The organism is Priestia sp. P1_B12_1 (assembly GCF_056406695.1).
Map to the genome: position 1 here is coordinate 901,943 of NZ_JBFTZR010000001.1, position 18,776 is coordinate 920,718.

At 39.0% G+C, this 18,776-nt stretch carries 20 protein-coding genes and 1 riboswitch; of the genes, 2 read left to right on the forward strand and 18 right to left on the reverse strand.

The window, feature by feature from the left end; translation table 11 throughout:
* Window positions 1–239 precede the first annotated feature (239 nt).
* On the forward strand, window positions 240–446 hold the full coding sequence (locus AC1D0Y_RS04715) for a hypothetical protein (RefSeq protein ID WP_013059387.1): 207 nt from the start codon (window positions 240–242) through the stop codon (window positions 444–446).
* A gap of 66 nt (window positions 447–512) precedes the next feature.
* Here the strand turns inward: AC1D0Y_RS04715 and ssuD are convergent, their stop codons facing one another.
* The 13 genes from ssuD to AC1D0Y_RS04780 form a co-directional block, all read right to left on the reverse strand.
* Entirely contained in the window at window positions 513–1,637 is a 1,125-nt protein-coding gene (gene ssuD, locus AC1D0Y_RS04720) for an FMNH2-dependent alkanesulfonate monooxygenase (protein ID WP_060745463.1), read from the reverse strand.
* Window positions 1,634–2,188: an NADPH-dependent FMN reductase gene (gene ssuE, locus AC1D0Y_RS04725; RefSeq protein WP_098333395.1), complete on the reverse strand. Its 555-nt coding sequence runs from the start codon at window positions 2,186–2,188 to the stop codon at window positions 1,634–1,636. The genes ssuD and ssuE overlap by 4 nt, the downstream gene beginning before the upstream one ends.
* 69 nt (window positions 2,189–2,257) lie before the next feature.
* On the reverse strand, window positions 2,258–3,112 hold the full coding sequence (locus tag AC1D0Y_RS04730) for an ABC transporter permease (RefSeq protein ID WP_050688585.1): 855 nt from the start codon (window positions 3,110–3,112) through the stop codon (window positions 2,258–2,260).
* 10 nt (window positions 3,113–3,122) lie between these two features.
* Entirely contained in the window at window positions 3,123–4,109 is a 987-nt protein-coding gene (locus AC1D0Y_RS04735) for an aliphatic sulfonate ABC transporter substrate-binding protein (protein ID WP_477707357.1), read from the reverse strand.
* A gap of 33 nt (window positions 4,110–4,142) precedes the next feature.
* A complete protein-coding gene (locus AC1D0Y_RS04740; RefSeq protein ID WP_060745489.1) occupies window positions 4,143–4,886 on the reverse strand; it encodes an ABC transporter ATP-binding protein in 744 nt (247 codons plus the stop codon).
* A gap of 190 nt (window positions 4,887–5,076) precedes the next feature.
* On the reverse strand, window positions 5,077–6,288 hold the full coding sequence (locus AC1D0Y_RS04745; protein ID WP_025750630.1) for a cation:proton antiporter: 1,212 nt from the start codon (window positions 6,286–6,288) through the stop codon (window positions 5,077–5,079).
* Entirely contained in the window at window positions 6,289–6,789 is a 501-nt protein-coding gene (locus AC1D0Y_RS04750; protein WP_013085158.1) for a cation:proton antiporter regulatory subunit, read from the reverse strand.
* A gap of 148 nt (window positions 6,790–6,937) precedes the next feature.
* Window positions 6,938–7,264 carry a hypothetical protein gene (locus AC1D0Y_RS04755; RefSeq protein ID WP_060745490.1) on the reverse strand — a complete coding sequence of 109 codons (327 nt, stop codon included), beginning with the start codon at window positions 7,262–7,264 and terminating at the stop codon, window positions 6,938–6,940.
* A 203-nt stretch (window positions 7,265–7,467) separates the two neighbouring features.
* Window positions 7,468–7,692 (reverse strand): spore germination transcription factor GerE, encoded by a 225-nt coding sequence (gene gerE / locus AC1D0Y_RS04760; RefSeq protein ID WP_013059396.1) that lies wholly within the window; start codon window positions 7,690–7,692, stop codon window positions 7,468–7,470.
* A 173-nt stretch (window positions 7,693–7,865) separates the two neighbouring features.
* Window positions 7,866–8,315 (reverse strand): acyl-CoA thioesterase, encoded by a 450-nt coding sequence (locus AC1D0Y_RS04765; protein WP_477707358.1) that lies wholly within the window; start codon window positions 8,313–8,315, stop codon window positions 7,866–7,868.
* A gap of 63 nt (window positions 8,316–8,378) precedes the next feature.
* Window positions 8,379–9,152, reverse strand: a complete 774-nt coding sequence (gene sdhB, locus AC1D0Y_RS04770) for a succinate dehydrogenase iron-sulfur subunit (protein WP_013059398.1) — start codon at window positions 9,150–9,152, stop codon at window positions 8,379–8,381.
* A gap of 3 nt (window positions 9,153–9,155) precedes the next feature.
* Window positions 9,156–10,943 (reverse strand): succinate dehydrogenase flavoprotein subunit, encoded by a 1,788-nt coding sequence (gene sdhA, locus AC1D0Y_RS04775; RefSeq protein ID WP_013059399.1) that lies wholly within the window; start codon window positions 10,941–10,943, stop codon window positions 9,156–9,158.
* Window positions 10,944–10,972: 29 nt separating this feature from the next.
* Entirely contained in the window at window positions 10,973–11,581 is a 609-nt protein-coding gene (locus tag AC1D0Y_RS04780; RefSeq protein ID WP_013059400.1) for a succinate dehydrogenase cytochrome b558 subunit, read from the reverse strand.
* A 489-nt stretch (window positions 11,582–12,070) separates the two neighbouring features.
* On the opposite strand from AC1D0Y_RS04780, the gene AC1D0Y_RS04785 reads away from it, so the two are divergent.
* On the forward strand, window positions 12,071–12,598 hold the full coding sequence (locus AC1D0Y_RS04785; RefSeq protein WP_013059401.1) for a YslB family protein: 528 nt from the start codon (window positions 12,071–12,073) through the stop codon (window positions 12,596–12,598).
* Window positions 12,599–12,649: 51 nt separating this feature from the next.
* On the opposite strand, the gene AC1D0Y_RS04790 is transcribed toward AC1D0Y_RS04785, so the two are convergent.
* The 5 genes from AC1D0Y_RS04790 to AC1D0Y_RS04810 all read right to left on the reverse strand — a co-directional run bounded on the left by AC1D0Y_RS04790 (window position 12,650) and on the right by AC1D0Y_RS04810 (window position 18,772).
* Window positions 12,650–13,882, reverse strand: coding sequence for an aspartate kinase (locus AC1D0Y_RS04790; protein ID WP_028410544.1), 1,233 nt, complete (start codon window positions 13,880–13,882; stop codon window positions 12,650–12,652).
* Between the two features lie 141 nt (window positions 13,883–14,023).
* Window positions 14,024–14,201, reverse strand: a riboswitch (Lysine riboswitch).
* Window positions 14,202–14,266: 65 nt separating this feature from the next.
* Window positions 14,267–16,033 (reverse strand): excinuclease ABC subunit UvrC, encoded by a 1,767-nt coding sequence (uvrC, locus tag AC1D0Y_RS04795; protein ID WP_060745466.1) that lies wholly within the window; start codon window positions 16,031–16,033, stop codon window positions 14,267–14,269.
* Between the two features lie 224 nt (window positions 16,034–16,257).
* The gene (gene trxA / locus AC1D0Y_RS04800; protein ID WP_013059404.1) at window positions 16,258–16,572 is read right to left on the reverse strand and encodes a thioredoxin; all 315 of its coding nucleotides are present in this window, start codon (window positions 16,570–16,572) and stop codon (window positions 16,258–16,260) included.
* A 412-nt stretch (window positions 16,573–16,984) separates the two neighbouring features.
* Window positions 16,985–17,965 (reverse strand): electron transfer flavoprotein subunit alpha/FixB family protein, encoded by a 981-nt coding sequence (locus AC1D0Y_RS04805; protein WP_028410542.1) that lies wholly within the window; start codon window positions 17,963–17,965, stop codon window positions 16,985–16,987.
* 33 nt (window positions 17,966–17,998) lie between these two features.
* Window positions 17,999–18,772 carry an electron transfer flavoprotein subunit beta/FixA family protein gene (locus tag AC1D0Y_RS04810; RefSeq protein ID WP_060745467.1) on the reverse strand — a complete coding sequence of 258 codons (774 nt, stop codon included), beginning with the start codon at window positions 18,770–18,772 and terminating at the stop codon, window positions 17,999–18,001.
* Window positions 18,773–18,776 lie beyond the last annotated feature (4 nt).

The following is an 18,776-nucleotide window of genomic DNA, read 5'->3' on the forward strand; positions in this document are numbered from 1 at the left end:
ATGATTTTCCCCCTTTTTTCAATACCATTTCTCTATCATATAAAATTTTACATAAACTTTCCATCGGAAAGTTATGATCAGGAATTAATTGGTATTACAACCCACTAAATTTACATATCGACAAAAAAATCAATAGGTGAACAAGAAAAAAATTGAACATTTTGTGAATATTTTGTGTCTTTTTTGGAAAGTATTTGATATAATAATTGTAAGAAGAAAAAGAATAGGAGGCGACTAAAATGAGAAGATTCTTACAGTTTTACTTTATGTTTAGTTCTCTGTTCTGTTTTGGAAGCGTTTTCGTCCTACTTATGTCTCAAGAATATTATTTTGCACCGTTATTCCTCACACTGGGCTGTTTAAATATTTTTCTATTTAAAGTATATATTCAAGAAAGTCGAAAAGATAAACAAGCTGCACCTGAAAAACCTAAACCAACAATTTAACGAACTCGTCTCTCGGCTGAGATGAATGTAAAAGAAGAACCGGTGAATTTTTCACCGGTTCTTCTTTTACGATGTTGAAGCTTTTGGAAACCTATCGTTTGCAATAATCTCACCGATGCTTTTACTCTTTCCTTCACCGTCATCAATATTTAAAAGCGGGAACAATAACTCTCCTACGTGATAAGCTTCCTCTAAATGCGGATAGCCTGATAAAATAAAAGATTCAATTCCTAAAGCTTCATATTCTTTTATTCGTTTCGCTACATTTTCAGCACTGCCTACTAGTGCAGTTCCTGCACCTCCCCGGACGAGCCCTACACCTGCCCATAAGTTAGGGCTAATCGTAAGTTCTTCTCGGGTTCCTCTATGAAGGCTCGCCATTCGCTGCTGCCCGACTGAGTCATACCTAGCAAAAGTACGCTGTGCTGCTTGAATCGTGTCTTCGTCCAAATGCTGAATTAATCGATCGGCTGCTTGCCAAGCTTCTTCTTCGGTTTCCCGTACAATAATATGCAAACGAATCCCAAACTTAACGGTTCTGCCTTCTGCTTCTGCTTGCTTTCTCACAGCCGCTATTTTTTCTCTTACTTGTTCAGGAGGTTCGCCCCATGTTAAATACACGTCAGAATGTTTTGCTGCAACTTTTTGTCCGGCGGGTGAAGATCCGCCAAAATAAATAGGTGGAGAAGGTTTTTGAACAGGTGGATACAACAGCTCACTATTCTCTACATGAATATGTTTTCCTTCATAATTAACCGTATCTCCAGCCAATAACCCTTTCCACACATCTAAAAATTCATCCGCAGCTTCATAACGTTCATCATGTGATAAGAAAAGGCCATCTCCCGCTAATTCTGCCGGATCTCCTCCTGCTACTACATTAACTAGTAAACGACCGTTTGAAATTCGATCAAGAGTCGAGGTCATGCGCGCTGCCACGGAAGGGGCCATAATGCCGGGACGTACAGCTACTAAAAATTTCAAACGCTCTGTTTCAGGTATAAGTGAAGCAGCCAATAGCCAAGGGTCTTCGCATGATTTCCCCGTTGGAATCAAAACTCCTTCAAACCCTAAACGGTCAGCTGCTTGAGCAACTTGCCGAAAATATGAATAGTCTGCTGAACGACCTCCTCGATTTGTCCCTAAATATCTTCCATCTCCATGGGAAGGAATAAACCATAGTATTTTCATGATTCAACACTCCTTTTCGTTTGTTCTAGATGATATCCCAGCTCTTTTAATGAACGTTTAATTCTCGCTTCTGCTTCTTCCGCAATAAACTCAATTTCATTTTCTTTCGTATAAGCCGCCTCAGAATCAACAATATAAACTCCATGAATAAGAGCAGTAGCCCCTAAAACGGATAAAGTCGGCTTAAATACATAATCAAGAGCCAGTAGGTGAGCAATGGTTCCCCCTGTAGCTATCGGCAGCACGGTTTTATTGTGAAAACCTTTTTCAGGTATTAAATCTAAAAATGTTTTTAAAATTCCTGTGTAGCTAGCTTTATAGATTGGGCTGACAATAATAACGGCATCAGCATCTGCGACTTTCTTTTGAGCTTCTTGAATCGCAGGGCTAGAAAAGTTAGCATATACTAAGTCTTCAGCGGGCAAGTCACGGACATGCACGGTTTTCACTTCATATTTTTCATCTTGTAGATATGCTGCAATATACTCGCTTAAAGCAGCTGACCTTGATTGCTTTGAAGGGCTTCCTGTAATAATTGTAACCTGGCTCATTATCATCTCTCCTTTTCGTTTATAAAACTGATAGATTTACAAGGATTAATACGTGTATAAATCCTTCTTTTATTTTTCACCTGCGTAGCTGTCTCTCCATTTAAGAAGACGCTTTTCTAATACTCGAACAAATGAATCGGTTAATTTGCCTACAACAGCAAAAATGATAATTCCGACAAAAACTACATCCGTTTGAGAAAACTGTCTAGCATCCATAATCATGTATCCTACACCTTCACTTGCTCCCATTAATTCAGCAACTACCAGTCCGAGCCATGCAATACCTAAAGATAACCGGACACCAAGTAAAATATTAGGAAGAGCAGCTGGTAAAATAAGTTTTGTGATTTGTTTCCATTTACTAAATTGAAGAACACGAGCAACATCAAATAATTTCGAATCAACGCCGCGAATGCCTAGATACGTATTAACATAGATTGGGAAAAATGCACCGTTTGCGATTAGCAATATCTTTGAAATTTCACCAAAGCCAAACCATAAGATAAATAAAGGCGCCAATGCAAGGTGTGGAACAGTTCTAAGCATTTGAATAGATGGATCCATATAGTGCTCCGTTTTCTTTGAGAAACCGACAATTACACCAAATAGTAACCCTAGTCCAGCTCCAACGGCAAAACCTATGGCGGCACGCAAAATACTGATTTGAAGATTAGCTCCAAGTTCCCCCGATACGATGAGTTGTTTAAAAGAAAGTACAATATCAACAGGTGTAGGAAGAACAGTTTTAGATACATAGCCCGCGGAACCAATGATTTGCCACACCACGATAAGCAGAAGTGGCACGACAAGAGACCGAAGGAAAATTCCCTGCTTATTTTTCACTTCTTCCTTTCTTTTTTTCACTTTCTGCAAGTGAGCTGCTGAAGACTGGACGTGTCCTGAAACCACAGATGTTTTACTCATTTTCATCACCTCATTTTTCTTTTAATGCTTTTTCAATAAATGAATTATCAACAACATCTCCAGTATCAATTTTCTTTTTAATAACGCCTAAAGATTGTTGAAAATCAGCTGTTCGCTGTTGTTCTGCAATAATTTCTTTAGAAGTTGGGCGATTATAGGCAGGATTATTTTTTAACACTTGTCTTACTACGTCTTTATCTAGATTTTTTTGCTTTGCTAAAATATCCACAGATTCTTCAAAATGTTCGTTTTGCCATTCAAGCGCTTTTTGATAAACTTGTAAAAACTTAACGACTAACTCTGGATGATCTTTTGCAAAGCCTTCTCTTACAATAGTAAAACCTGGTGAAACAACCTTTAATGAATCGCCGTCTGCTAAAATACGAGCTTCATTTTTTAAGTTTTGCAGTGAGATAAACGGTTCCCAGATTGACCATGCATCCACTGACCCATTTTCAAATGCTGGCTGAGCTTCGTCTGGCTGAAGCTGAATAATCTTTACATCACTTGGCTTCAACCCATTTTGGTCAAGAGCTCTGTACAATAAATTAAAACCGCTGCTTCCTTTCGCAACCGCGATCTTTTTACCTTTTAAATCTTTTACGCTTTTAATCTTGCTGTTTTTCCCTACTAAAATAGCGTTTCCTTTCAACCCGTCGCTGGAATTAGCAATTTCTAAAAACGGAATGTCTGCCCCTTGACCAGAAATAACCGGTGAATTTCCAACTTGGCCGAAATCCAAGTGTCCAGATGCTATACCCTCAAATTGCGGAGGACCGCTTTGAAACTCTGTCCATTTGACATTTACACCTATTTTTTTAAATTCTTTTTCAAACCATTTTTGGTTTTGTGCCAGCATTAAAGGACCTAAGCTTTGTTGGATACCAATATTAATCGTAACGTTTTTTGAATCTTCTCCGCTCGCTTTTTCTTTCGTCCCGCACCCAGCCAATGCGAGAACAAGTACAATAGCTGCAGTTAAAAGTAGCTTTTTCATCTGCTCTGTCTCCTTCTCTGTCTTATTGAATCTTTAATGTTCTCCTGCTTCTTCAAATTCTTTCAGTACTTGCTGCCTCAGCTGCTGAAAAGGTGGTTCTGTCTTTTTTCGCGGATGACTAATTTCTACTGGAACGACCCGGCTAATTTCTCCTGGTCTGGCACTCATAATCACAATTTTAGTACCCAAGTAAATGGATTCGTCTAAATCATGGGTAACAAAAATCATGGTTGTTTTTTCTTTTTTCCATATGTCTAGCAGCACATCTTGCAAATGCGTGCGAGTGAAAGCATCTAATGCACCGAAGGGTTCATCTAACAATAAAACTTCTGGATTTCTTAAAAGAGCACGCGCAATAGCGACTCGTTGAGACATCCCTCCAGATAATTCTCGAGGATAAGCTTTTTCAAATCCTTTCAGCCTGACAATATCAATTAACTCATCTACGCGGCGCCGAACGTTCGAATCTTTCAGCGATAAGTCAGCCGCTATATTTTGCTCCACATTAAGCCATGGGAACAAGCGGTGTTCTTGAAAGATCATTCCTTGTTTAATGCTAGGTCCGCCTATATGCTTCCCGTTTATTTCAATACGCCCTTCATAATCCATATCAAGTCCTGCAATCATTTTAAGCAGCGTACTTTTTCCACATCCGCTCGGACCAATAACGGTTATAAATTCACCTTTATTAATCGTAAGATTTACATTTCGCAATGCTTGAGTTACTTGTTCTCCTTTTTGAAATGTTCTGTTAACAGATTGAATGACAACACTCACAGCAGTTCCTCCTCCTTGAATTTTCAAATCAAAAGCTCGTTCATCTAAAAACACAAAAGCTCCTACCTGAAAAAGGTAGGAGCTTTCGGTTGACCGATCAGCCCGTTGCTATATTTAACTGATTTGTTATTGGATTATTTTGAATTTTATCATATTAATCCGATTTGTCAACTGTGTTTTATATATTTTATCACTTTGATTCTTGAGGATTTGGTTTTTTCCATTTAAATACCGAGTTTAAAAATCCGTATATATGCTTAGACTCCTTCGTTAACAAAGGGCCAATAATAGCTAAAATCAGTACATAAAGCGCGGCGAATGGCTGAAGAATTGCAGATAATCCTCCTTCAATTCCAATGTTAGCCATAATGATCGAAAACTCGCCTCGTGACATAATCGTTAACCCAATGTTGGTAGAGGCCTTGTGTGACAGCCCGCTTTTTCTTCCTGAAATCATACCGGCTGTAAAGTTACCAATTATCGTAAGCGCAACTGCGCCAAGCGCAAGCCAGCCTGCATCCCACAGTGTGAGAGGATCAATACTTAACCCGAAGCTGAAGAAAAAGATAGCTCCAAAGAAATCACGAAACGGTACGACAAGATGTTCAATACGATCACGATGTTCCGTTTCAGAAAAGACAAGTCCAAGCAATAACGCACCAATTGCTTCTGCCACGTGAATTGTTTCTGAGAAGCCTGCCACAAAAAACAATACCGCAAAAACGACGATTATAAAGATTTCGTTTGATGAAATATTTAAAAGTTTATTTAGTAGCGGCGTGGCTTTTCGAGCAATGATAAAGAACAGCATCATATAGCCAAACGCAATTAAAATAGATGTTAAAGATCCAGCAAGCGATCCGTGGTCTCCAAGCACCAACCCTGAAACGACAGAAAGATAAACGGCTAAGAAAATATCTTCAAACATGATGATCCCTAATATCAGTTCCGTTTCTGGATTCGCTGTTCGTTTTAAATCAACCAATACTTTTGCGACAATTGCGCTGGACGAAATCGTAATAATTCCAGCGATAATCAGCACTTCAAGAAGAGGATTTCCTGTCAGGTATCCATACAATAATCCTAAAGTAAAGTTAATTAAAATATAAATAGATCCTCCCACCGCGATGGACCTACCTGATTTAATTAGCTTTCCAACTGAAAATTCTAATCCTAAATAAAACAGTAAAAAGAGAACTCCAATTCTCCCCATAAATTCAATAATCTCTTGGCTTTCAATAAACTTTAAACTGAATGAGCCAAACTCAGGAGCATGGGGACCAACCGCCATGCCCAAAAGAATGAGGAATGGAATAATCGTAAATTTAAATTTATGTGCTAGTATAGCCGCTAAAGCAACTAGTAACAAAGCTGTCCCAACTTCAAATACTAAATGATCCAATTATGAACTACCTCCTTGTGAAAGCAATTCTTTAATGAGCGTTTTTAAATTTCCTCTTTCACCAGAGATGACAAGCGTATCTCCTTCTTCAATTAACGTATCTGGTCCTGGTGTGGATAATTTTTTTTGCGTGTTTTTAATGACGGCGATGATAGTGACATCATAGTTGCTGCGAACGTCAATTTCACCAATTGTTTTACTGTGAGCTTTCGCTTGTTTTTCAACTTTGTACCATTCAATAACTAAGTCATTGAATGCCACTTCAATGGTTTCCATTGCTTTTGGCTTGTAAATCATGCCGCCTAAAATTGCCGCTAGCTGTCTTGATTCCGTATCTGTTAACGTAATGTCAAAAATGCTTTCTTCTAAATCTTTTTGATCGAAGTGGTAGATTTCACGTCGTCCATCATCATGAATGATAACGACTACGCGGTTTCCTCCGCTTGTCTCAATTTCAAATTTACGGCCGATTCCTGGTAACTCCGTTTCTTTAATCATCATCGAATGATCACTCCTATAAAGTTTTTAAAAAGAATTTTTTAATTTTGTCGCGTTATCTGCATAGAAAATCCGCATAGCAAATAAGCCTAAGGATAGTTGGTAATTTTAGGTTTGAAGAAAAGGCTGTTGAAATTTCAACCTTTTTTATTTAATTGAGGTAACTTGATTGAAAGATTTTTGGATAAAAAAGTGTTTTCTTGAGGATAAAATACGCAATTTGATGCGTTGGAATGATGAGTTTGGCACTCGTCCATACTAAAGCAAAAGTTACTATCGCGCTTTGTATGAGGGATCCTATTTGTTTAACGCTGTGCTTAGCTCCTGGAGACATGTGCACAATATCGGTGTAATGCTGAACCGAACTTTTTGTGACCTTCACTTTTTCAAAGTCGTTATCAATAAATTTATCTGGCAAACTCGCAAAAGGCAAACAGAATATCATGCATAACAATAAGCTCATCCATACATTTTTCATCATCTCACCTCTCTTTCTTCTGAACTAGTATCTCCTTACTTAAAAGTATACGTACTCTGAAATTCAATTTCAAGCAATAAGTTTTTTTTATAAAGATTTACCTTTTTTATAATATTTTCTTAACGCCATTCTTTTTAGATATGTATGCGACACTTAAAAAAATATACAAAAAGCTGGCTTTCTAAGAAGAAAGCCAGCTCATGTTATAGTTCAAGTTCTCCCATTCGAAGGAGTTCTACGACTGCTTGAGAACGCCCCTTGACTCCAAGCTTTTGCATCGCATTAGAAATATGATTTCGAACTGTTTTTTCGCTAATGAATAGTTCACTCGCGATTTCTTTTGTTGTTTTGTCCTGTACTAAAAGCTCGAATACTTCTCGTTCACGCTTTGTAAGTAGCGGTTTAGGTTGAAACTCTTTTTCTTTCAATGTAACCCTCCTTGCCTGATCCTGAGTTGAACTATCGGATGGGTGTAAATTTAGTCAACATATCTTATGTGCGGTATGCCTACGCGGTTACTAGTTTTAGAAAAAATATGCAAAAAACTCTTTTTTACCTTTAAAAAAGAAAAAAGCCTGAAGAAAGAGCCTTCAAGCCATTTTCATATATTTGATAAACACCCTTTCATCTCTTCATCCCAAGGCACGCTTTTTCCTGTTTCTTTAGAAATTTGCACCATTGTTCCTCTCCCGGTGAGCACAACCTCTTTTTGCTTATTTTGAATCATATAGTGTAAATCAACCGACGAACGTCCAATTCTATGAGCTTTTACAAAAACAGATAGCACGTTGCCAAAATACACTTGTTTGACATAATCGCACTGCAAATCAGCCACCACCGGTATCGTTCCCTCATGCTCACTCGTCCACTTTTGCATAAAGCCAATATGGTGAAAGAATTCCGTACGTATTTGTTCAAAATAAACAAAAGGAACCGTATTATTTAAATGCCCAAACATATCTGTTTCTGAAAATCTTACCTTGATCTCCTGCTTAAACGAAAATGACTCTTTCCAATGATCCATGTCTTCAATATACGAAATATTATTCATCTGTATTCCCTCCGTTCGTCATAGACAAAATAAAACCTCTCCGCGTGGAGAGGTTTTGAGTGATTATACTTGATCGCTACCAAAGAAACTTCTGAATGCTTGAATTGTTGTATCGCGGTTCAAAGCTGCGATTGAAGTAGTCAATGGAATTCCTTTTGGACATGATTGAACGCAGTTTTGAGAGTTCCCGCAGTTCGCTAGTCCTCCATCACCCATAATCGTCTCTAAACGTTCTCCTTTATTTAACGCACCGGTTGGATGGGCATTAAACAAGCGAACTTGAGAAAGCGGTGCTGGACCGATGAAGTTTGACTTGTCGTTTACGTTTGGACAAGCTTCTAAGCAAACGCCACATGTCATACATTTGGATAACTCGTACGCCCACTGACGTTTCTTTTCAGGCATACGCGGTCCTGGCCCTAAATCGTATGTGCCATCGATTGGAACCCAGGCTTTTACTTTTTTTAGTGAATCAAACATACGGCTGCGGTCTACTTGCAAGTCACGAACCACCGGAAATGTTTTCATTGGCTGTAAGCGAATTGGCTGTTCTAGTTTATCAACAAGAGCCGTACATGACTGACGAGGTTTACCGTTGATGACCATTGAACAGGCTCCGCATACTTCCTCTAAACAGTTCATTTCCCAGTTTATCGGAGCAACCTCTTTACCTGAAGCATCAACAGGGTTACGTCTGATTTCCATCAGTGCTGAAATAACGTTCATATTCGGACGATACGGAATTTCAAACTCCTGATTGTAAGGAGCAGATTCAGCTGAATCTTGACGTGTAATAATGAAGCGCACTGTCTTTTGGACTGTTTGTTGTTCACTCATTGATTAACGAACCCCCTCTTGTTGTTTTTTTGGTTTTTCATCTTTTTTCTTTGTGTAGTCGCGCTTACGCGGTTTGATTAACGATACGTCTACCTCTTCATAATGGAAAGAAGGAGCCGTTTTCTTATCCACAAAAGATGCCATTGTTGTTTTTAAGAATTCTTCATCGTTACGATCTGGGAAATCTGGCTTATAATGAGCACCGCGACTTTCGTTACGGTTGTAAGCTCCTAGCGTTACAACCCGTGAAAGCTGAAGCATGTTTTGCAGCTGACGAGTAAATGTTGCCGCTTGATTACTCCATTTAGCCGTATCATTAATGTTAATACGATCATAGCGTTCAATTAATTCTTGAATTTTTTCATCTGTTTTTAACAGTTTGTCATTGTATCGTACGACTGTCACGTTGTCAGTCATCCATTCCCCTAGCTCTTTATGAAGAACGTATGCATTTTCTGTGCCTTGAAGATTCATGATATTGTTCCATTTCTCTTCTTCTTCTTTCACATGACGATCATATACGCTTGAAGAAATAGCATCTGCGCTCTTTTCTAAACCATTGATGTATTCAACGGCTTTAGGACCAGCAACCATCCCACCATAAATAGCTGATAATAAGGAGTTTGCTCCTAAACGGTTCGCTCCGTGCTGTGAATAATCACACTCACCAGCTGCGAATAAGCCAGGAATATTTGTCATTTGATCGTAATCCACCCATAAACCGCCCATTGAATAGTGTACGGCTGGGAAAATTTTCATTGGTACTTTGCGCGGATCATCGCCCATGAATTTTTCATAGATTTCGATGATACCTCCAAGTTTAATGTCTAGCTCTTTTGGATCTTTATGTGAAAGGTCCAGATAAACCATGTTCTCTCCGTTAATTCCTAACTTCTGCGCTACGCAGACGTCAAAAATTTCACGAGTGGCAATATCACGAGGTACTAAGTTACCGTATGCAGGATATTTTTCCTCTAAGAAATACCAAGGTTTACCGTCTTTATATGTCCAAACGCGTCCGCCTTCTCCACGAGCAGATTCACTCATAAGACGAAGCTTATCATCTCCTGGGATAGCAGTTGGATGAATTTGAATAAACTCTCCGTTTGAATAGTATGCACCTTGCTGATACACGATAGATGCCGCTGAACCGGTATTAATAACTGAGTTCGTCGATTTTCCAAAAACAATTCCAGGTCCACCTGTAGCCATAATAACCGCGTCAGCTGGGAACGTTTTAATTTCCATTGATTTTAAATTCTGTGCAGAAATTCCGCGACAGCTGCGCTCATCATCAAGAACAGCACCTAAGAATTCCCATCCTTCGTACTTTGTCACAAGTCCGGCAACTTCATAGCGACGAACCTGCTCATCTAATGCGTACAATAATTGTTGACCCGTTGTTGCCCCAGCAAAAGCCGTACGGTGATGCTGCGTCCCGCCAAATCGTCTGAAGTCTAACAAACCCTCAGGAGTACGGTTAAACATAACACCCATGCGGTCAAGTAAGTGAATAATGCCAGGAGCTGCTTCACACATTGCTTTTACAGGTGGCTGGTTGGCTAAAAAGTCTCCGCCGTACACTGTGTCATCAAAGTGTTCCCATGGTGAATCCCCTTCACCTTTCGTGTTTACGGCTCCGTTGATTCCACCTTGCGCGCAAACTGAGTGAGATCTTTTTACCGGAACTAGTGAAAATAAATCTACTTGCTTGCCAGACTCAGCAATTTTTATTGTTGCCATCAAGCCAGCTAAACCGCCACCGACTACGATGATTTTTCCGTTACTCATCGGAACCCCACTCCTTCAAAACCTTAATTTTATGCAAATGCGAATAATGTACGAACACCTACAAATGTAAGTGCTAAGAAGATTGCTAATGTCACATAAGTTGAAATTCTTTGAGAACGTGGTGTTACAGTTAACCCCCAGCTAACTCCAAATGACCATAGACCGTTTGCAAAGTGGAAGATCGTAGATACAACACCAACTATGTAGAATGCAAGCATTGCCGGGTTGCTTAAAATTCGTTCCATCATTTGAAAATCTACTTCTTTTCCAAGCGCAGCTTGTATTCTGGTTTCCCATACGTGCCATGTGATGAAGATAAGTGTGATTACACCTGAAACACGCTGAAGGATAAACATCCAGTTACGGAAAAAACCGTAGTTGTTAACGTTTGTTTTAGCAGTGAATGCGATGTAAAGACCGTATATTGCGTGAAAAACGATTGGTAAGAAAATAATGAAAATTTCTAGAGCATAGCGGAAAGGTAAGCTCTCCATGAAGTGAGCTGCTTGATTAAATGATTCTTCTCCCTTTGTCGCGAAATGATTCACAACTAAATGCTGTGTTAAGAAAATCCCGATTGGTATTACCCCAAGTAATGAATGGATTCTCCGATATTGAAACTCTCTGTTTGCCGCCATCTGCGTAGACCCCCCTTAGTTAAATGAACATAGTTTGTGAAGAACTTTCTTACTCCCACTAGACAAATAGATTAATCGTGAATACAGGAAATGAAAACCTTTGCATTTCCTAATAAAGTATGTGACAGGTTAATTTTACTCCCATCGATTAAGAGCGTCAAGGCAAGATGTTTAAATCTTCTATAAAATATAAATTTATAAAATTTTATATTTGTTAACGCTTACTGTATTGATGTTACAGATTTTTTCTTTCTATTATAATATTGCTTGCCACAAATAAGTAAGCGTTTACTTTATGCTTTTATTGTAAACAAGTTCACAAAACATTTACACAGGTAAAAGTACCCTTTTAAAAGGTATATTATGGATTTTTCATCTTTACATCTAACTCTTTTTACCATAATAAAGATCCTCTTACATTTTATTAAAAAAATGCGTGAGAGGTTTTTTAGATTTGTATATAATAGTAGTAAAGAAAGAGGGGAAAGCATGAGCAATTTACAAACAGAATCACAGCAAGAACTTGAAGAGACGATGGAAACATCAGAACCTAACGTCACAGCTGAAACAGAGAGAACTCTTGATCACGTTTCATATTTCGGATACAGCCTTTTGCGTGACGTGTTAATTCCAGAGCTTCTTGGAGACGAAACAAATACCATTTCATACTGGGCAGGAAAACACCTTGCGCGGAAATACCCATTAAATACAATGGATGAAATCGTCGCTTTTTTTAAAGCAGCTTCCTGGGGAACACTGACGCTTGCAAAAAAAGATAAATATTCACTCGAGCTTGAGTTATCAGGTGATGTGGTCAGCAAAAGATTTCAGCAGGAAACTTGTTCGTTTCATCTTGAGTCAGGATTTGTGGCTGAACAGATTCAGCGTCAAAACAACTGCCTAACAGAAGCCTACTTAACACATAAAGAAAAGAACGGAAAAGTGCTGATTTCCGTGCAGTGGGACCGAAAAGATATCTTACCTACCGAAACACGCGCGGAGCGCTATAAAAAGTAGGAAATACGTATATATAAAAGACGTGGAGATACCACGTCTTTTTTCTCTTCTTTATACGTGCACTGCTTGCTGCTCTTCTAATTCAAATGCTACGTGAAGCGTCTCAACAGCTTTTACCATATCAGCGTGCGGTACAACTGTAGATACTTTAATTTCAGACGTGCTGACCATCTTCACTTCAATTTTCTCCCCTGCCAGCACTTCAAACATTTCGGCTGCAACGCCTGGATTAGAAATCATGCCAGAGCCGACAATTGATACTTTAGCCAGACCGCTTTCATGTTCAATACGCGTATATCCTAAAGTAGATTTATACTCTTTTAAGACGGCAAGAGCGGCATCTACGTCTACGGTTTTAATAGAAAATGAGATAGAGAGACGATTATTAGCCGTTACGTTTTGAATAATAATGTCCACATTTAACTGTTCTTTTGCTAATGCTGTAAAAATAGTAGAAAGAGTTTGCAACTCATTGTTTAACCCTTCAATTGTCACTCGTGAAATATTATCTTCAAACGCAATTCCTCTTACGACTAAGTTTTGTTCCATTGAAACTTCCTCCTCAACAATCGTTCCATTCTCGTTTTCTAAGCTTGAACGCACTTCTAGCGGTATCTGATAATTTTTTGCAAACTCAACAGCGCGCGGATGCAGCACCCCTGCTCCCAAATTAGCTAATTCTAACATTTCGTCATATGAAATAGAGTGAAGCTTACGAGCATCTTCTACATAGCGCGGATCTGTCGTAAACACTCCTGTTACGTCTGTATAAATATCACATTTTGCAGCTTTTAATGCTGCGGCAAGAGCTACTGCCGTAGTGTCAGAGCCGCCTCGACCTAATGTTGTAATGCTTCCATCTTCTGAACAGCCTTGGAATCCAGCTACTACTACGATTCGGCCTCTATCTAATTGGCTTTGAATACGTGTCGTGTCAATGTGCTGGATTCGTGCATTGCTGTGAACTGCTTCCGTCTGGATACCAGCTTGCCAACCTGTTAGCGAAGTTGCTTCATACCCTTTATATTGAAGGGCCATTGTTAACAGGGAAATCGTTACTTGTTCTCCAGTTGTAAGAAGCATATCCATTTCGCGTTTGCTTGGACTGTCCGTAATATCACTTGCTAATTTCACCAGTGCATCTGTCGTTTTGCCCATTGCCGATACAACAACAACTACTTGGTTACCGCGCTCTGCTTCTTGAATAACACGGTTTGCTACATGTTGGATACGTTCAACAGAACCAACAGATGTTCCACCAAATTTTTGAACGATTAATGCCATAATTTTGTTCATTCCTTTTCAATAAATTTGCATATGCAGGATGATGAGAAGCTAAATTTTTTTACTCAGACAATAAAAAAAGCAATGAGATGAGCTCTCATTGCTTAACGAACGAAAATTATAAAACATAACCGTCCACTGCCGTGAGATAGCTCTCCAAGAATCTACATCTTGACAATCCTACGTTTATTCAACGCAGAACCAGCAATCATTACTATGAGGTAATGTTCACTTCGGCAAATTTCCCTTTCCGTCTCATTCATAAGGGCTCATACCCTTCCTGATACGTACTGATTAAATTTGCACCTCTATCTTCACTTCATTTGATGAAGTGTCGTATGAAATTAGTTAATAGCTTATCAAATATTTTCTATTATTTCAAGACTATTTTTGTAATGTTTCATAAATTTTTTCAGCAATGTTTTGAGGAACACCTGAATTTCGAATATCATCAACCGTTGCTTCTTTCAATTTTTTCACCGAACCAAAATACTTTAACAAAGCTTTTTTACGCTTTTCTCCCACTCCCGGAATGTCGTCCAGAACAGACTGAAAAGCGGACTTAGAGCGCACTTGACGGTGGAAAGTAATCGCAAAGCGGTGAACTTCATCTTGAATTCGCTGAAGCAAATAAAATTCTTGACTATTGCGTTCAAGCGGTATGATTTGAGGAGGCTCACCAATCATCAGGTTGGAGGTTCTGTGCTTATCATCTTTGACAAGACCTGCTGTAGGCACTAAAAGTCCCAATTCATTTTCGAGAACGTCCTGTACTGCAGCTAAATGCCCTTTGCCCCCATCTACAACAATTAAATCTGGAAGCGGAAGACCTTCTTTTAACGCTCTGGAATACCGTCTGCGAACGACTTCTCTCATGGAACTGTAATCATCTGGTCCCTTTACGGTCTTAATTTTATATTTGCGATATTCTTTCTTTTCCGGTTTCCCATCAACAAAAACAATCATCGCAGAAACGGGATCTGTCCCTTGAATATTTGAGTTATCAAATGCTTCAATCCGGTAAGGCGCTGCAATTCCAAGCTCTTCTCCTAACCGTTCAACTGCGCCAACCGTGCGCTCTTCATCTCGTTCAATTAAATAGAATTTTTCACCGAGCGCAATTTTTGCATTTTTACACGCAAGTTCTACTAATTCTTTCTTTTTGCCTCGCTTTGGATGCTGAACCTCTACTTCTACTAATTTCTCAGCTAACTCTGCATCAATCGTTGCTGGAACCAGCACTTCTTTTGGCTTAATATTTTTGGCATAAAACTGACCGATAAAAGTTAAGAAATCTTCTTCTGGCTCTTTATAAAAAGGAAACATAGAAACTTCTCGCTCAATTAATTTCCCTTGGCGAATAAAGAAAACTTGAACACACATCCAGCCTTTATCATAAGAATAGCCAAACACATCTCGATTAACAAAATCATTAAACGTTACTTTTTGCTTTTCCATTGTCGCTTCAATATGAGCAATTTGATCTCGATATTCTTTAGCCCTTTCAAAGTCAAGTTCTTCTGAAGCTTTTAACATTTTTTCAGTTAACTCTGTTTTGACATGCTCATATCCACCATTTAAAAACCGAGTGATATTTTCAATAATTTGTTTGTTTTGCTCTTCTTTTACTTCTTTTACGCAAGGAGCTAGACATTGCCCGATATGGTAATACAAACAAGGTCTGTCTGGCATGGTAGAGCACTTTCTTAGTGGATAAATGCGATCAAGAAGCCGCTTGGTTTCATTTGCAGCTTGAACGTTAGGATAAGGACCGAAGTATTTCCCTTTATCTTTTTTTATTTTTCTTGTAATAACAAGCCGGGGCTGTTTTTCAGCTGTAATCTTAATAAAGGGATAGCCCTTATCATCTTTAAGCATGATATTGTATTTTGGATCATGCTTTTTAATTAAATTCATTTCTAAAATAAGCGCTTCTAAATTAGAAGATGTGACGATATATTCAAAATCGACAATGTCGTTTACAAGTCGAAGCGTCTTTCCGTCATGAGATCCGGTAAAGTAGGAGCGCACTCGATTTTTTAATACTTTTGCTTTTCCTACGTAAATGACCGTTCCATATTTATCTTTCATCAAGTAGCAGCCGGGCTGATCCGGTAAAATAGCCAGCTTTTCTTTTAAATAATCATTCATACTTTTCTCCTTCCTCTTCTCTTACTCTGTCCATCTATACATTCGCTTATGAAGCGTAGCCTACATTCTTTTCTGCTTTACAATACATGCACATAAGCCAGATTTGTGACGGTGTTCCTTACATCTAGTATAAAACAAACGAACGCATATTCGCTAAATAAAAGTATTCCCAAAAGAGAAAAAGTGGAGAAAAAGAAAAAACCTAGCCTGAGCTAGGTTTTGACTTACGCGTGTTTATTAATTAATTCTGTTAATGCTTCTTTTGGTTGGAAACCAACTACTTGATCAACTTTCTCTCCATCTTTAAATAATACTAAAGTTGGGATACTCATAACACCAAATTTTCCAGCTGTTTCTTGGTTTTCATCAACGTCTACTTTCACGATTTTAACTTTATCGTTAAGTTCACCATCAATTTCTTCAAGAACTGGAGCAATCATTTTACAAGGGCCACACCATGGTGCCCAAAAGTCAACAAGCACTAGGCCTGATTTAATTTCATCTGTAAAGTTTTTATCTGTAGCATGTGCAATAGCCATTTTAATTCCTCCTAAATATATGCAATATCCAAATTCTACTCACAGTATATCACCTTCAAATAAGGTTTGCTAACTTTTTGCTTACATTTATACTGTTTATTCTTCGCTCTAGTTTGTACAATTTACATAAAAACATACGTAGAAAATTTCGTTTTCCGTGAGGTTGAGACATAACGAAATGAATTCCATCTAAAGGTGAACAAATAGTATACAAAGGCTGAACCGCTTGTGCCACCGCAGTTGATTTCTGTGCAAGACTTCGCTTTCTGCAGGAGTCTTGCACAGAAATCAACTGCTGCTAGAAAGACCCACACACATAAAGTTTACCCCAACAAAAAAACGAACCACTAATCAAACATCTTGATCAATAGTTCGTTCTTCACTTCGTCTAAAATACTTTTGTCCCAGCCTCTTACGCAGACTGTACTTTCAGCTTTTTAAATTCTTCCGTTAGCAGAGGCACCACTTCAAATAAATCTCCAACGATTCCGTAATCAGCTACTTTAAAAATATTAGCCTCAGGATCTTTGTTAATAGCAACAATAATTTTTGAATTTGACATGCCGGCCAAATGCTGAATGGCTCCTGAGATTCCGCAGGCAATGTATAAATCTGGTGTGACTACTTTGCCCGTCTGACCGATCTGAAGAGAATAGTCGCAGTAATCTGCATCGCATGCTCCGCGAGACGCCCCAACAGCTCCATTTAACACGTCCGCTAGTTCTTGGAGAGGTCCAAAACCTTCCGTGCTTTTTACACCTCGACCACCTGCAATCACGACTTTTGCTTCGGATAAATCAACCCCTTGCGTTGCTTTACGTACAACTTCTTTTACAACTGTACGCAGGTTTTTGATTTCAACATTTAAATCCTCTACATCACCTGTACGTCCGTCGTCTTTTGCAAGCGGTGAAATATTATTTGGACGAATTGTGACAAACGTAAAAGCATCGGTCATGATTTTCTTTTCAAATGCTTTACCAGAATAAATTGGGCGGGTGAAGACTACTTGATCCCCTCCAACTTCTACATCCGTCACATCGGAAATAAGTCCTTTGTCTAAGCGAGCTGCCAGTTTTGGCGCTAGGTCTTTGCCAAGAGCCGTATGGCCAAATACGATAGCTTCAGGCTGTTCACTTTCAATGATGGCTAATAACGCCTGAGCGTAGCCATCCGATGTGTAAGCAGCTAAATCTTCATGCTCCGTCACAACAACTTTATTCGCTCCGTACGCAATAAGCTCTTCACTTAAAGCTTTTACGTTCTTTCCTACTAACGCTGCAACAATTTCTCCACCGTCAGCTACAGTAGATGCTGCGGAAATCGCTTCAAACGATACGTTTCGTAATCCCCCATCACGTGCTTCTCCTAGAACTAACACTTTGCGTCCCATTGCAATCCCCCCATTGTTTTGACTTTTGACTTATTAAATGACTTTTGCTTCCTTATGCAGTAAATTGACCAGTTCTGTCACTTGATCTTTTATATCTCCTTGTAATACGCGTCCTGCGTCTTTTTTCGGAGGCAAATAAATTTCAATAGTCTTTGTTTTTGCTTCTACATCATCTTCATCTAAATCTAAATCATCCAATTCCACTTCAACCAACGGTTTCTTCTTCGCTTTCATAATCCCTGGAAGAGATGGATAGCGAGGTTCGTTAAGTCCCTGCTGAGCTGTTACTAAAAGAGGAAGCGACGTTTCGATAACCTCAGAATCACCTTCCACATCGCGTACAACAGTCACTTTTTCACCTTCGATATCCAATTTTGTAATCGTCGTAATATAAGGGATTTCTAACTGTTCTGCTACGCGCGGTCCCACTTGGCCCGAACCTCCGTCAATCGCTACGTTTCCTGCCAAAATCAAGTCAGCAGATTGTTCTTTTAAGTAATGTGCCAGCAGCCTAGAAGTCGTGTACTGATCGCCATCTTCTATGTCATCTTCCGTATTGATTAAAACCGCTTTATCTGCTCCCATAGCCAAAGCTGTTCGGAGTTCTTTTTCTGATTCTTCCCCTCCTACACTCACGACCGTAATCTCCCCGCCATGCTTTTCCTTTAGCTGAATAGCTTCTTCAACTGCATACTCATCGTAAGGATTAATAATAAATTCAGCCCCATCTTCAACAATTTGACCATTTTTTAATGAAAGTTTCTCCTCTGTATCGAATGTTCTTTTCACTAACACGTAAATATTCATTCAA

What these genes read in the sequence shown, in the direction of transcription:
- AC1D0Y_RS04780 (WP_013059400.1), bottom strand. Translation starts at nt 11,581, where the DNA reads ATGGCGGCAAACAGAGAGTTTCAATATCGGAGAATCCATTCATTACTT.
- AC1D0Y_RS04755 (WP_060745490.1), bottom strand. Translation starts at nt 7,264, where the DNA reads ATGAAAAATGTATGGATGAGCTTATTGTTATGCATGATATTCTGTTTG.
- AC1D0Y_RS04790 (WP_028410544.1), bottom strand. Translation starts at nt 13,882, where the DNA reads ATGGCATTAATCGTTCAAAAATTTGGTGGAACATCTGTTGGTTCTGTT.
- ssuD (WP_060745463.1), bottom strand. Translation starts at nt 1,637, where the DNA reads ATGAAAATACTATGGTTTATTCCTTCCCATGGAGATGGAAGATATTTA.
- AC1D0Y_RS04730 (WP_050688585.1), bottom strand. Translation starts at nt 3,112, where the DNA reads ATGAGTAAAACATCTGTGGTTTCAGGACACGTCCAGTCTTCAGCAGCT.
- AC1D0Y_RS04765 (WP_477707358.1), bottom strand. Translation starts at nt 8,315, where the DNA reads ATGAATAATATTTCGTATATTGAAGACATGGATCATTGGAAAGAGTCA.
- AC1D0Y_RS04735 (WP_477707357.1), bottom strand. Translation starts at nt 4,109, where the DNA reads ATGAAAAAGCTACTTTTAACTGCAGCTATTGTACTTGTTCTCGCATTG.
- AC1D0Y_RS04750 (WP_013085158.1), bottom strand. Translation starts at nt 6,789, where the DNA reads ATGATGATTAAAGAAACGGAGTTACCAGGAATCGGCCGTAAATTTGAA.
- AC1D0Y_RS04810 (WP_060745467.1), bottom strand. Translation starts at nt 18,772, where the DNA reads ATGAATATTTACGTGTTAGTGAAAAGAACATTCGATACAGAGGAGAAA.
- sdhA (WP_013059399.1), bottom strand. Translation starts at nt 10,943, where the DNA reads ATGAGTAACGGAAAAATCATCGTAGTCGGTGGCGGTTTAGCTGGCTTG.
- uvrC (WP_060745466.1), bottom strand. Translation starts at nt 16,033, where the DNA reads ATGAATGATTATTTAAAAGAAAAGCTGGCTATTTTACCGGATCAGCCC.
- ssuE (WP_098333395.1), bottom strand. Translation starts at nt 2,188, where the DNA reads ATGAGCCAGGTTACAATTATTACAGGAAGCCCTTCAAAGCAATCAAGG.
- trxA (WP_013059404.1), bottom strand. Translation starts at nt 16,572, where the DNA reads ATGGCTATTGCACATGCTACAGATAAAAACTTTACAGATGAAATTAAA.
- AC1D0Y_RS04715 (WP_013059387.1), top strand. Translation starts at nt 240, where the DNA reads ATGAGAAGATTCTTACAGTTTTACTTTATGTTTAGTTCTCTGTTCTGT.
- AC1D0Y_RS04785 (WP_013059401.1), top strand. Translation starts at nt 12,071, where the DNA reads ATGAGCAATTTACAAACAGAATCACAGCAAGAACTTGAAGAGACGATG.
- sdhB (WP_013059398.1), bottom strand. Translation starts at nt 9,152, where the DNA reads ATGAGTGAACAACAAACAGTCCAAAAGACAGTGCGCTTCATTATTACA.
- AC1D0Y_RS04805 (WP_028410542.1), bottom strand. Translation starts at nt 17,965, where the DNA reads ATGGGACGCAAAGTGTTAGTTCTAGGAGAAGCACGTGATGGGGGATTA.